The organism is Actinomadura kijaniata, assembly GCF_014138665.1.
Taxonomy (GTDB): domain Bacteria; phylum Actinomycetota; class Actinomycetes; order Streptosporangiales; family Streptosporangiaceae; genus Spirillospora; species Spirillospora kijaniata.
On record NZ_JACJIA010000004.1, the window covers coordinates 498,403 to 511,541 of the forward strand.

12 protein-coding genes are annotated in these 13,139 nt (G+C 72.2%); 3 read left to right on the top strand and 9 right to left on the bottom strand.

The genetic code is table 11. The features are described from left to right. Window positions 1-48: 48 nt before the first annotated feature. From HNR61_RS18320 to HNR61_RS18345, 6 genes are all read right to left on the bottom strand, one after another. Window positions 49-1,431 (bottom strand): ABC transporter substrate-binding protein, encoded by a 1,383-nt coding sequence (locus HNR61_RS18320; protein WP_182844346.1) that lies wholly within the window; start codon window positions 1,429-1,431, stop codon window positions 49-51. Window positions 1,432-1,579: 148 nt separating this feature from the next. Beyond that, window positions 1,580-2,623 (bottom strand): LacI family DNA-binding transcriptional regulator, encoded by a 1,044-nt coding sequence (locus HNR61_RS18325; protein ID WP_182844347.1) that lies wholly within the window; start codon window positions 2,621-2,623, stop codon window positions 1,580-1,582. A 5-nt stretch (window positions 2,624-2,628) separates the two neighbouring features. Continuing rightward, window positions 2,629-4,245 (bottom strand): glycoside hydrolase family 13 protein, encoded by a 1,617-nt coding sequence (locus HNR61_RS18330; protein ID WP_182844348.1) that lies wholly within the window; start codon window positions 4,243-4,245, stop codon window positions 2,629-2,631. Window positions 4,246-4,282: 37 nt separating this feature from the next. Further along, entirely contained in the window at window positions 4,283-5,134 is an 852-nt protein-coding gene (locus tag HNR61_RS18335; RefSeq protein ID WP_182844349.1) for a sugar ABC transporter permease, read from the bottom strand. Further along, on the bottom strand, window positions 5,134-6,129 hold the full coding sequence (locus tag HNR61_RS18340; protein WP_182844350.1) for a carbohydrate ABC transporter permease: 996 nt from the start codon (window positions 6,127-6,129) through the stop codon (window positions 5,134-5,136). Before HNR61_RS18340 ends, HNR61_RS18335 begins: the two co-directional genes overlap by 1 nt. After that, a complete protein-coding gene (locus HNR61_RS18345; protein WP_182844351.1) occupies window positions 6,129-7,409 on the bottom strand; it encodes an extracellular solute-binding protein in 1,281 nt (426 codons plus the stop codon). The genes HNR61_RS18340 and HNR61_RS18345 overlap by 1 nt, the downstream gene beginning before the upstream one ends. A 206-nt stretch (window positions 7,410-7,615) precedes the next feature. On the opposite strand from HNR61_RS18345, the gene HNR61_RS18350 reads away from it, so the two are divergent. From HNR61_RS18350 to HNR61_RS18360, 3 genes are read left to right on the top strand one after another with little or no spacing between them, the layout of a single operon-like run. Next, the gene (locus HNR61_RS18350; protein WP_182844352.1) at window positions 7,616-8,302 is read left to right on the top strand and encodes a nucleotidyltransferase domain-containing protein; all 687 of its coding nucleotides are present in this window, start codon (window positions 7,616-7,618) and stop codon (window positions 8,300-8,302) included. Further along, entirely contained in the window at window positions 8,299-9,057 is a 759-nt protein-coding gene (locus tag HNR61_RS18355) for a nucleotidyltransferase domain-containing protein (protein ID WP_182844353.1), read from the top strand. Before HNR61_RS18350 ends, HNR61_RS18355 begins: the two co-directional genes overlap by 4 nt. After that, window positions 9,054-9,644 (top strand): DUF1349 domain-containing protein, encoded by a 591-nt coding sequence (locus HNR61_RS18360; RefSeq protein WP_182844354.1) that lies wholly within the window; start codon window positions 9,054-9,056, stop codon window positions 9,642-9,644. The genes HNR61_RS18355 and HNR61_RS18360 overlap by 4 nt, the downstream gene beginning before the upstream one ends. Window positions 9,645-9,647: 3 nt before the next feature. Here the strand turns inward: HNR61_RS18360 and HNR61_RS18365 are convergent, their stop codons facing one another. The 3 genes from HNR61_RS18365 to HNR61_RS18375 form a co-directional block, all read right to left on the bottom strand. Next, window positions 9,648-10,472: an SDR family oxidoreductase gene (locus HNR61_RS18365; RefSeq protein ID WP_182844355.1), complete on the bottom strand. Its 825-nt coding sequence runs from the start codon at window positions 10,470-10,472 to the stop codon at window positions 9,648-9,650. Window positions 10,473-10,540: 68 nt separating this feature from the next. Beyond that, window positions 10,541-11,341 (bottom strand): phosphatase PAP2 family protein, encoded by an 801-nt coding sequence (locus HNR61_RS18370; RefSeq protein ID WP_182844356.1) that lies wholly within the window; start codon window positions 11,339-11,341, stop codon window positions 10,541-10,543. 692 nt (window positions 11,342-12,033) lie between these two features. Beyond that, window positions 12,034-13,128, bottom strand: a complete 1,095-nt coding sequence (locus HNR61_RS18375) for an ROK family transcriptional regulator (RefSeq protein ID WP_312897958.1) — start codon at window positions 13,126-13,128, stop codon at window positions 12,034-12,036. Window positions 13,129-13,139: the final 11 nt, after the last annotated feature.

Here is a 13,139-nt window from a genome sequence, read left to right on the forward strand (position 1 = left end):
GAGGTCAGCGGTCACCCGCCCCGGCCCCGCCGCCCGTTCCGGACGGGGTCAGCGGGCGGTCTTCTTCACTTCCTCGACCGCCTTGGCCCACGCCTCCTCGGGCTTGACCTTGCCCTGGCCGACCGCGATCAGGACGTTCTCCACGACCTGGCGCACGTCCTCGTTCTTGGGACCGAGGTGGACCGGCTTCACCTGCGCGGCCATCTGGCTGAAGATCTTGCCGGTGGGCGCGTCGCCGAAGTAGGGGTCGGTGCTGCCGGACACGGCCGCGTCCTGCTGGGCCTGCGGCGAGGACGGGAAGGTGTTCTTGGACTTGAACGCCGCGACCTGCCCCTGCGCGTTGGTCAGGAACTTCGCCAGCTCGGCGGCCTCCTTGGGGTGCTTGCTCTGCTTGGGCACCGCCAGCCAGGAGCCGCCCCAGTAGCCGGCGCCGCCGGGGATCGGGGCCACGTCCCACTTGCCCTTGCCGGAGTCGCCGGCGAACTCCTTGATGCCCCCGAGCATCCAGGACGGGCACGGCAGGGTGGCGAAGGTGTCGCGCTTGAGCGCGGTCTGCCACGGCGGCGTGAAGATCTGCATCCCGGAGGTCAGCTTGTTCTGCTCGAACTTCAGCACCGTGTCGAAGGCGCTCCTCACGGCCGGGTTGGACTCGAACACCAGGTTGTTGCTCTTGTCGAAGTAGCTGTAGCCGGGGCCGGACCCGGCGTTCTGGAGCACGGTGGTGCGCAGCAGCGCCGCCGGGCCGTCCAGCCACTTGGTGTCGGGCACCTTGTCCCGGAACTTCAGCCCGGTGTCCAGGAACGCGTCCCAGGTCGGCCACAGCTTGCCGACCTCGTCCCGCTTGGAGGGCAGTCCCGCCTTCTCGAACAGGTCCTTGCGGTAGCACATGGCGAGCGGGCCGATGTCGGTGCCGAGCCCGACCAGCTGCTTGCCGTCGGGGGTGACGCCCATCTGCCACTTCCACGGCAGGTAGCCGTTCTGCAGCTCCCGGCCGCCGTGGTCGTAGAGGTTCACGAACTTGCCGGGCTGCTGCATGTACAGGGGCAGGATGCCCTCCTCCAAGGCCACGACGTCACCCGCCCCGCTGTTGGTGGCGATCCACTGCTGGAGGCGCGGCTTGTAGTCGTCGAGCGTGGAGACCTTGCGCTGCTTGATCTTGACGTTGGGGTGCGACGCCTCGAACTGCTTGTACAGCTCGTCGTAGCCGAACTCGCCGAAGATGTCGACGGTCAGCTCGACCGGGCCGCCGCCGCCGGCGTCGCCGCCCTTGTCGTCGCCCCCGCCGCAGGCCGTCAGCGCGCCGCCGGTCAGCAGACCGGCGAGCACGACGGCGACGGCACGGCGCGTCCCCCTCGCGGGCCCGAACGCGAGGGACCGGGACGGCGCGGACGGGGTTGCCGGACTGGTGCTCTTCCTCCGGAAGGTCCTCATGCGGACCCACCTTTCTCAGGTCGTGTGCGGATCGTGGGAGCGCTCCCACGAAGAAAAGACCGTGGGACACGTCACTGTCAATCCCTCGAAACACGACCGTTACCGGCCGCTTCCCGGCGGACGGGAGGCGGCCGGTCGAAACGGCAGGTCAGCGCTTGGCGGACGCGGCCTGTGCCGGAACGGTCACCGGAGCGGGGGCGGTGGAGTCGCGCACCACCAGCTCCGGCCGGTACAGCAGCTCGGTCCGGTGGGCGCGGGTGCCGCCGATCTCCTGGAGCAGCATGTCCACCGCCGCCAGCGACATCTCCCGCACCGACTGCCGGATCGTCGTCAGCGGCGGGTCCAGGTACGCCGTCAGCGGCGAGTCGTCGAAGCCCACCACCGACACGTCCTGCGGGACGCGCAGTCCCCGCGCGCGGGCGGCCCGGATCGCGCCGAGCGCCATGACGTCGTTGCCGCAGCAGATCGCCGTGCAGCCCTGGTCGAGCAGGCGCTGCGCGGCGGCCTGCCCGCCCTCGACCGTGTAGAGCGTGTTGACGACCAGGTCGTCGACGTCGGCGAGGCCGGTGTGCGCCGCCATCCCGCGCCGGAACCCCTCGGTCTTGCGCCGGGTCGGCACGTACTGCTCCTGCCCGATCGCCAGGCCGATCCGGCGGTGGCCCATCGCGGCCAGGTGCCCGACGGCGGCCTCCAGCGAGGCGGCGTCGTCGTTGGACACGAACGGCGCGTCGATGTCGTCGCGGTACCCGTTGACCAGCACGATCGGCAGCGCCTGCTCCAGCAGCCGCACGTAGCGGGCACGGTCGGAGTGGACGTTGGCGTGCAGGCCGTTGACGAAGATGATCCCGGCGACGCCGCGCTCCAGCAGCATCTCGATGTAGTCGTCCTCGGCGACCCCGCCGGGGGCCTGCGAGCACAGCACCGACATGTAGCCGTGGCGGGCCAGCGCGCTCTCGATCGACTCGGCGAACGCCGGGAAGATCGGATTGCTCAGCTCGGGGATGATCAGGCCGATCAGTCCGGCGCGCTGCTGGCGCAGCCGGGCCGGGCGCTCGTAGCCGAGCACGTCGAGCGCGGTCAGCACGGCCTGGCGGGTCGCGGCGGACACGCCCTGCTTGCCGTTGAGCACCCGGCTCACGGTCGCCTCGCTGACTCCGGCGTGGGCGGCGATGTCAGCGAGGCGCGTTGTCATGGCCATTAACTTAGCTCCCACCACACGGCGGTGTCAGAGGGCAGCTCGACGGTGTCGCCGTCGCGGTAGACCGTTCCACTGGAGTGCAGGACGGGGCCGCCGACGGTGAGGCGGACCGGCCGGTCGCCCATGTTGACGGCGCAGCCGACGGCGCGGCCGTCGCGCTCGCGGGCGAACGCCAGCGTGCCGGACGGGCCGTCCAGCCAGCGCAGCTCCCCGTCGCCGAGCGCGGGGTGCTCGCGGCGGATCCGCAGCGCCTCCCGGTAGAGGTTGAGGGTGGAGCCGGGGTCGGCGTCCTGGGCCTCGACGGTCAGGCCGCGCCAGTCCGCCGACTGCGGCAGCCAGCTCCCGCCGTCGCCGAACCCGAACGGCGGCGCCTCGCCCGACCACGGCAGCGGGACGCGGCACCCGTCGCGGCCCGCGTCCTCCCCGCGTCCGCGCTGGGGGTCCCGCAGGAACTCCTCGGGCAGGTCCAGCACCTCGGGAAGGCCCAGCTCCTCGCCCTGGTACACGTAGGCCGAGCCGGGCAGCGCCAGCATGACCAGCGCGGCGGCGCGGGCGCGGCGCAGCCCGGTCTCGCCGCCGCCGTAGCGGGTGACGTGCCGCTTGACGTCGTGGTTGGACAGCACCCAGGTGGAGGGCGCGCCGACGAGCCCGGCGGTCCGCAGCGACTCCTCGATGATCTGGCGCAGCCGCGCGGGCTCCCAGGGGGCGCCCAGGTAGTGGAAGTTGAACGCCTGGTGCAGCTCGTCGGGGCGGGTGTAGCGGGCGAGCCGCTCGGGGGAGGGGGCCCACGCCTCGGCGACGCCGATGCGCTCGCCGGGGTAGGAGTCCAGCAGCTCGCGCCACGTCCGGTGGATCTCGTGCACGCCGTCCTGGTCGAAGTAGGGCAGCACGGCGGTGCCGAGCATCTCGATCTGGTCGGCGTGCCCGACGTCGGGCAGCCCCGGCGCCTTGACCATGCCGTGCGCGACGTCGATGCGGAACCCGTCGACGCCGAGGTCCAGCCAGAACCGCAGGATGTCGGCGAACTCGGTGTGGACCTCGGGGTTCTCCCAGTTCAGGTCGGGCTGCTCGGGCGCGAACAGGTGCAGGTACCACTGCCCGTCGGCGGCGCGGGTCCAGGCGGGGCCGCCGAAGACCGACTCCCAGTCGTTGGGCGGCAGCGCGCCGTCCGCGCCGCGCCCGTCGCGGAAGACGTAGCGGGCGCGTTCGGGGGAGCCGGGGGCGGCCGCCAGCGCCGCCCGGAACCACGGGTGCCGGTCGGAGGTGTGGTTCGGCACCACGTCCACGATGACGCGCAGCCCGTGCAGGTGCGCGTCGTCGATGAGGGCGCGGGCGTCGTCCAGGGTGCCGAACAGCGGGTCCACGTCGCGGTAGTCGGCCACGTCGTAGCCGAAGTCGGCCATCGGCGACACATAGAACGGGGTGATCCACAACGCGTCCACGCCGAGTTCGGCCAGGTAGGGCAGGCGGGATCGGATGCCGGGCAGGTCGCCCACCCCGTCGCCGTCGGCGTCGGCGAAGCTGCGCACGTACACCTGGTAGATCACCGCTTCCCGCCACCAGCGGGTGGCGGCCCCGGCGGTGGCGGGGCGCGTCGCGACGATGTTCTGCGTCATGGATGTCCTTCGCACGTGAAAGGGGACGGTGTCGGGGTCAGGACTTGGTGGCGCCGGCGGTCAGACCGCTCACCAGGTGGCGCTGCACCGCCAGGAAGACCGCCCCGGCGGGAATCGTGATCATTACTGCGGCGGCGGTGAGCCAACCCCACTCGGCGCGGCTCTGGCTGACGAACTGCTGGAGCCCCGGGGCCAGCGTGTAGTGCTCGTCGCCGGTCATGAACGCGGTCGCGTAGGCGACCTCGCCCCACGCGGTGACGAAGCTGTAGAACGCCGCCACGGCCAGGCCGGGCTTGGCGAGCGGCAGGACCAGCCGCCAGAACGCGCCGAACGGCGTCAGCCCGTCGATCTGGCCCGCCTGGTCGATCTCGGTGGGGATGGTGTCGAAGTACCCCTTGAGCAGCCAGGCGCAGAACGGCACCGCGACGGTCAGGTAGGCGAGGACCAGCCCGGGGTACTGGTTGAGCAGCCCCATCCGGCCCAGCAGGTTGTACAGCGGGACGATCAGCACCGCGACGGGGAACATCTGGGTGACCAGCAGCAGCCACAGGATGGAGCGCAGCCCGGTGAACCGGAACCGGCTGATCGCGTACCCGGTGGACGCGGCGATCAGCACGCCGATCACCGTGGTGAGGCCGGCCACCAGCACCGAGTTGAGCAGCCAGCGCGGGAAGGACGTCTCGGTCAGCACGTACTCGTAGTTCGCCAGCGTGGGGTCGTCGAAGAACCGCACGTCGCTGGAGATCCAGGCGTCCTTGGGCTTGAGCGAGGTCAGCACCAGCCACAGCAGCGGGATCAGCGCGAACGCGCTGGCGGCGGCCAGCGTGCCGTGCAGGGCGATCGAGGCCCCTAGGCCGCGCCTGGCCTCCCCGGTGTGCGAGCGCGCCATCACCAGACCTCCCCTTGCTTGCGCAGTGACCGCAGGTACAGGCTGGCCATCACGACCAGCAGGACGAGGATGACCATGCCGTTGGCGGCCGAGCCGCTGTAGTCGCGCAGCCCCATGAACGCGTCCCGGTAGGCGGCCGTCACCAGGATCTCGGTCGCGCCGTTGGGGCCGCCCCGGGTCAGCAGGAAGATGACCGGGAACTGGTTGAACGACCAGATGGTGCCGAGCAGGATCACCGTCCGGCTGACCGGCCGCAGCATCGGCAGCGTGATGTTGCGGAACTGCTGCCAGGCGGAGGCGCCGTCGACCCGGGCCGCCTCGTACAGCTCGCGGGGCACGGACTGGAGGCCGCCCAGCAGCGCGACCATGTTGAAGGCGATGCCCAGCCAGACGTTGACGAGGATCACCGACACCTTGGCCATCGTCGGGTCGTCCAGCCACTCCACCGTGGGCAGCCCGGCGGCGCGCAGCATGCCGTTGGCCAGGCCGAAGTCGTTGTTGAGCACGTAGCGCCAGATGAAGGTGGACACGAACGCCGGGGCGGCCCAGGGCAGGATGAGGACCACCCGGTACAGGCCGCGGAACCGCAGCCGCCGGTTGAGCAGCATCGCCAGCCCGAGGCCGAGGCCCACGGTGAGCGTGACGGAGGCGACCGTCCACAGGAAGGTCCAGCCCAGCCGCAGCCAGAACCCGGAGTCGGAGAAGATCTGGACGTAGTTGTCCAGGCCGACGAACCGGTAGGTGGCCGGGATCGTGTTCATGCCGATCGTGCGGCCGACGTTGGCCTCGGTGGCGTCGGTGAGGGACAGGTAGACGCCGCGCAGCAGCGGGTAGCCGATCAGGACCCCCATCACCAGGAGGACCGGGGCCACCATCGCCCACGCGTACCAGTGCGCCGACCAGCGTCCGGCGAACGGGCCGGCGGCCCGGCGCCGGCCGCGGACCGTGCGGTCCGCGGCCAGGCCGGGCGCGTCGCGGCGGGTGCCGGTCGTCATCAGTTCCAGCCCTTGAGGATCTCGCGGTACTTGCCGTCGACGGTCCGGCCGACCCCGGCGGCGTCGAGCTTGCCGGTGGCCATGCCCTGGTAGGCCTGCACGAGCGGCTCGAACAGCTGGCCGCCCTCGGGGATCCAGGCGCGCGGCGCGGCGGTGTCGACGATCGGCTTCCAGGTCTTCACCAGCTCGTTGCCCTGCACCTCGGGGCGGGAGTAGGCGGAGGTGCGGGTCGGCAGCAGGCCGAGCTCGGCCGCGACCTTGGACTGGCTCTCGGTGGAGGACATGAAGCGGACGAACGCGTAGGAGGCGGCGAGGTTCTTGGAGCCGGCGTAGACGGTGTAGTCGTGGCCGCCGGTGGGGGAGGCGGCCTTGACCGACCCGGCCGGGACGGGGGCGACGCCCAGGTTCTCCCTGTTCTTGAACGCCGAGCCCTTCAGCGCGTCGGCCGTCGACCACGGGCCGTTGTAGATCATCGCGGTGCGGCCCTCCTTGAAGGCCGTCATCGCCGCCAGGTAGCTGTCGGCGATGGCGGGCTTGGCGGCGGCCCCGGAGGAGATCAGGTCGGAGATGGCCTTCAGCCCGGCCACGCTCTGCGGCGAGTTGACGGTGATCTTCTTGTTGGCGGCGTCGACCAGGTCGCCGCCCTCGCCGTACAGGAACGGCAGCACGAAGAACCCGTCCACGTTCAGGGTCAGCCCGGTCTTGCCGGTCTTGTCCTTGACGTCCAGCGCGAACTGCTTCAGCTCGGTGAGGTTCCTGGGCGGCGCGTCGTGACCGGCCTTCTTCAGCAGCTCCTTGTTGTAGAGCAGCCCGAGCGAGTCGGTGGTCTGCGGCACCCCGAAGGTCTTTCCGTTGAACTTCGTGCTGCCGGCCGGGTTGGGCAGGAGGTCCTCGGGCTTGTCCACGGCGTAGGTGCCGTCCAGCGGGGCGAGGTACCCCAGGGACGCGAACTCGGTGACCCAGCCGACGTCGGCGCGCAGCACGTCGGGGGTGCCCGACCCGCCCTGGGCGGCGGTCTTGAACTTGTTCTGCGCCTCGCCGAACGGGACGTTGACGTAGTTGACCTTGACCTTGGGGTGCTTGCTCTCGAAGTCCTTGATGAGCTCCTTGAACACCGGGCCCTCGACCGCGGCGTCCGAGGTGTCCCAGTAGGTGACCGTGCCGCTGACCGTCGCCGGGTCCACGGACGTGACGGGCTTGTCGGCGGAGCCGCCTCCGCCGCAGGCGGCGAGCGCGAGCGCGAGGCCGGTGACGAGACCGACCAGGGGGGTACGCCGCATCGTTCCTCCTTGACGGAACGGGCCGGGGGAGCCGTTCCGCATGTCCGGGTTTGGGGTGGTTGGGGCGTGACGTTAGCAACGTGTTGCAGGGTGGTAAACAGCTTGCAGAAAGTTTCAGCAAGTTCGTGTCCTGTTCGTAACCGGTTGCCGATGCGCCCGGGTTAACCGGTTGGCCCGGCCTGGGGCGATCCGCCACCCTGAGAGCCATGCAGAACGCCCACGCGCTGGTCCGCGACCACACGGTGCTGTCGGTCGTGGTCGGCTCGCGCGCCTACGGCCTGGACACCGCCGGCAGCGACGTGGACCGCCGCGGCGTCTTCGTCGCGCCCGCCCCGCTGTACTGGCGCTTCGACAAACCCCCGACGCACGTCGACGGCCCCGCCGACGAGCAGTTCTCCTGGGAGCTGGAGCGCTTCTGCGAGCTGGCGCTCGGCTCGAACCCGACGGTCCTGGAATGCCTGTGGTCCCCGCTGGTGGAGACGCGGACGCCGATCGGCGAGGAGCTGCTCGCGCTGCGCGCCGCGTTCCCGTCCCGGCACGCGCACCGCACGTTCCTGCGCTACGCCGAGAGCCAGTTCCGCAAGCTGGAGGGCGACCTGCGCAACCAGGGCGAGCCGCGCTGGAAGCACGTCATGCACATGCTCCGCCTGCTGATCAGCGGCCGCCATCTGATGGAGCGCGGCGAGCCCCTCGTCCACGTCGGCGACCTGCGCGGACGCCTGCTGGCGGTCCGGCGCGGCGAGGTGCCGTGGCCGGAGATCGAGGCCTGGCGCGCGGCGCTGACCGACGACATGGACGCGGCCCTGGCCCGCAGCCCGCTCCCGCCCGAGCCCGACCGGGCCCGCGTCGAGGACTTCCTCCACTCCGTTCGCCGAAGGAGCGTGGACTGGTGAACCTCCCCGAGGACCTGCTCGCCGAGGTGCGCGACTGGCACCCCCACCCGCGCGCGTTCGTCACCGTCAGCGGCGCGCACCTGTACGGCTTCCCCTCCCGCGACTCCGACATCGACCTGCGCGGCCTGCACCTGCTGCCGCTGGAACGGGTCGTCGGCCTGGAGGGAGGCGGCGAGACGGTCTCGCGCATGTGGGACCACCGCGGCGTGGAGGCCGACGTGGTGACCCACGACCTGGCGAAGTTCTGCAACCTGCTGCTCAAGCGCAGCGGCGAGGTGCTGGAGCAGCTCGTCTCCCCGCTGGTGGTGGAGACCTCGCCGCTGCACGAGGAGCTGCTGTCGCACGTCCCGGCCCTGGTCTGCCGCCAGCACGCCCACCACTACCTCGGTTTCAGCCGGGGCCAGTGGCGGCAGTACGAGAAGGACGGCCGGCTCAAGCCGCTCCTGTACACGTTCCGCACCCTCCTGACGGGCATCCACCTGATGCGCTCGGGCGGGGTGGAGACGGACCTGCCGCGCCTGGCGGCCGAGTACGGCCCCGACTACCTGCCCGACCTGATCGAGGCGAAGATCCACGCCGAGCACGGCGAGCCCCCGGCGACCCTGGACCGCGCCCGCGCCGAACGCGACTACACGACGCTGACCACCCGCCTGGAGGAGGAACGCGACCGCTCCCGCCTCCCCGACCGCACCACGGCCCACCCGGCCCTGAACGCCCTGGTCATCCGCACCCGCCTGGCAGGATCGCCCGCATGAGACACCTTCCCTGGGACGCCGGGACCTGGCTCAACCCGCCGCCCGCCGCCGTCCGCGAGGGCGACGATCTGCTGGTGACCGCCGCGCGCGGCAGCGACTTCTGGCGCACGACCTCCTACGGCTTCGTCCACGACTCGGGTCACGCCCTGCTGGCGGACCTGCCCGCCGAGGCGGCCGTGGAGGTGTCCTTCGTGGCGGCGTTCACCGACCAGTTCGACCAGGCGGGCGTCCTGCTGCGGACCGACGAGCGCACCTGGACCAAGGCGGGCGTGGAGTTCGCCGACGGGAGCCCGCAGGCCGGGGCGGTGGTGACGCGCGACCGTTCGGACTGGTCGGTGGCCCCCGTCCCGGACTGGGCGGGCCGCACGATCACGGTCCGCGCCAGCCGCTCGGGGGACGCGGTGACGATCCGCGCCCGCGCCGACGGCGGACCGTGGAGGCTGCTGCGCGTGGCGCCGTTCCCCGCGAACGTCCCGGCCCAGGCGGGCCCCTACTGCTGCGCCCCCGAACGCGCGGGCCTGACCGTGCGGTTCACGTCCTTCGCGATGGGGGCCCCGGACACCTCACTGCACGGTCAACACCCGTGACCGTCAGCCCTGGCGCCAGTCGGGGGAGTCCAGGAGCGGGGCCGCCTGCGGGCCCATCTGGGTCAGGCCGCCGTCCACGAACAGGGACGCCCCGGTGATGTAGGACGCCGACGGGTCGGCCAGGAACGCCACCGCCGCCGCGACCTCCCGCGCGTCGCCGGGACGGTCGATCGGGTAGCCGGGGCGGCTGCCCGGACGCGGCGGCTCGTCGTCCTGGCCGGTCATCGGGGTGGCGATCTCGCCGGGCGCGATCGTGTTGACCGTGATGCCGTACCGCGACAGCTCCAGCGCCAGGGTGCGGGCCAGCATCTTCAGCCCGCCCTTGGCGGCGCAGTACGGCCCCGACCCCACGCGCGGGAACTCCTCGTGCACGCTGGTGATGTTGATGATCCGGCCGCCCGCGCCCCGGTCGCGCATCCGCCGCGCGGCCCGCTGGGCGCACAGGAACGCGCCGTCCAGGTCGACCGACAGCACCGAGCGCCACTCGTCGAAGTCCATGTCCAGCAGGTGGGTGGCGCTGCCGGTCCCGGCGTTGTTGACGAGGACGCCGACCCCGCCGAGCTCGTCGGCCAGCTCGTCCACCACCGCCGACGCGGCGACCGGGTCGGTGAGGTCGTGCTGCCGCACGGCGGCCCGGCGGCCGTGCGCGGCGACCTCCTCGGCGGTCTCCCGCGCGCCCTTCTCGTCGCCGCGGTAGGTCAGGCCGATGTCGAACCCGCGCGCCGCCAGCGCCGCCGCCGAGGCGCGGCCGATCCCGGAGTCGGCCCCGGTGATGATCGCGACGCGGTCGTAGTCGTTTCCGGAGATGGGTGCCTGTACCTCAGCCATACGGCCGTCCCTGCCCGAGACGCGTGCGGTCATGTCGGCGCGCGAGGAAAAAGCAGGCCAAGCGGCCGTCAGGCCGCCGAGGGGACGCCGCCGTCCCGGGCGGGACGAGCGATCCTCGCCGGAGTCGCGGCCGGACGGGCGGGCGCCCGCAGGCGGGCGAGGCCGTTCGTGGCCGCGATCGCGCCGAGCAGGAGCGCGGCCGCCACGAGGCCGTCCAGCCAGTAGTGGTTGGCGGTGACCACGACCACCAGGACGGTGACCGGCGCGTGCGCCGCGACGACCCACCGCCACCGGCCGCGCGCCGTCCGCACCACCGCCACCGCCACCAGCAGCGCCCACCCGACGTGCAGGGACGGCATGGCGGCGTACTGGTTGGCGATCCCGTCGGCGGCGGCCGGATAGGCCGACGGCCCGACCGCCAGCATCGTGTCGACCGTCCCGAACCCCGCCAGCCGGGGCGGGGCCAGCGGGAACGCCATGTGCACGACCATCCCGGCGGCGGTCAGCAGCACCAGTTCGGTCCGCACCCGCCGGTAGGCGTCCCGGTGCCGCACGAACAGCCACACCAGCAGCAGCGCGGTTCCGGGGAAATGGACGCCCACGTAATACAGGTTCGCCAGGAACGCCGCCGGTTCCCACTCCAGGACCCACCGTTGCAGAGCGCTTTCGTCGGGCAGGAAAAGCGCGCGTTCCAGATCCCAGATGTGCAGCGCGTTCGCCATGGCCGCACCGACGTTCTGGTCGATCAGAACGCGCCCGGCCTTGTAGACGGCGAACAGCGTCAGCATCAACGCGAGTTCGGTGACGAACGACCGTGCCTTCGCGGGAAAAACCCGCCCCCGCCCCATCCGTACGACATCGCCCGTCATGCACCCTCCCTGGCCACTGCTTGCTCGCAAAGCGCCGTTAAAAACCACCTTGATCGCAAAAGGCCCTCTGGTCAGGGAGGTTGCGTTGCCCTTCCGGGACGGCACAGCTCCACCGGAGGGGGTAGGGGAAACCCCACCCCGGCCATCGGCCGACTTTCCGGGAGGCGCGGGCGAAGGGTCCGCGATGGGGCGGCAAAGCGATCCCCAACAACGCGCGACGGACCGAAGCGGAGTCGAGCGTCATACGTTGCGACGGGGCACGCAAAGGAGTCGCCAAAAGCGCCGTCCGTCGGCGAACGCACGCCGACATAACGGATATCCCGTGATCTGGCGGTTCTCGTGAACGTGACCGAAAGGGAGATTCGAGATACGCGCCCGTGCGTTCACCAAGACGGCGGTCCCGGCGGGGCTCGACATGGCGGCGGAACCGCCGCCGACGACACCGCGCCGCTGCCGCAGGGCGGCGGGGCCCCTGGCCGTCCTGGGCGCGGGCGATGCGCGGGGTTGGCCGGGCGGACGCGCTGCGGACGGCCGCGCTCGGCGCCGAACCGGCTCCGCCAGGGGCCCGGCCGTCTTCTCCCGGCTTCGGGGACTGCGCCGGGGAGCGCGGGTGGAGATGGTGCGCGCCGCCACACCGACAGCGTCGTCCACGTCCACCTGGCGCGCTGAACGAGTGCCGGGCGGGCCTTCCCTCAGGTCGGGGACGTCAGGGAGGCGTCGATCGCCTCGGGGGAGAGGATGTGGTCCAGGACCATCGCGGCGCAGCCGATCAGGCCCGCCTCGTCGCCGAGGCGGCTGGGTTCGATGCGCAGGCTGCTGGAGGCGCGTGCCGTGGCGCGCTGGTAGACCACCTCGCGGACGCCCGCGATCAGCGGGTCGTAGGCGCCGGTCAGGTCGCCGCCCAGGACCACCACGGCGGGGTTGAGGAGGTTGACCGCCGTGGCGATGACCTCGCCGATCTGGCGGCCCGCCGTGCGGACCAGCGCCACCGTCGCCGCGTCGCCCTCGTGGGCCAGCGCCGCCAGGCCCGCCAGGTCACCGGCGGGGGAGCGGGCCAGCAGCGCCGCGCCGCCGGCGACCGCCTCCACGCAGTCGAGGTTCCCGCACCGGCACGGGACGCCGCCGCCGTCGCGGACCGGGATGTGCCCGATCTCGCCGGCCGCGCCCAGGGCGCCGCGCTGGATCCGGCCGCCGGAGATGATGCCCGCGCCGATGCCCGTGGAGACCTTGATGAACAGCAGGTCGTCCACGTCGGGCAGCCGGTGGTGCTCGCCGAGGGCGGCGGCGTTGACCTCGTTGTCCAGGTAGGTGGGGGCGGCGAAGCGGTCGGCGATCACCGGGCGGATCGGGGTCTCGTTCCAGGTCGCCGTGGTGTGGTCGATCGGGTCGGGGACGCCGAGGCCCACGCCGCGCACCGAGGAGGCGGGCTTCTCCAGCTTGCCCAGCAGGTCGTCCCACTGGTTCAGCAGCCGGGGCAGGACCCGCGCCGGGTCGGTGGAGGGCAGGTCGGCGTCGGTCTGGGCGAGGATCGAGCCGGACAGGTTGCAGACCGCCAGCTGGCCCCGGGACTGGCCGAGGTTGGCGACCAGGACGGTGCCCCCGGCGGCGTTGAACTCCAGGCGCGCGGGCGGGCGTCCGCCGGTGGAGGGGCCGTCGGCGCGCTCCACCAGCAGCCCGTGGTCGATCAGCCCGGTGACGCGGCTCGCGACGGCCGGCCGGGACAGTCCGGTGAGGCGGCCCAGCTCGGCGCGGGTGGCGACGCCCTCCTCCCGGACGAGACGCAGCACGTCTCCGCTGG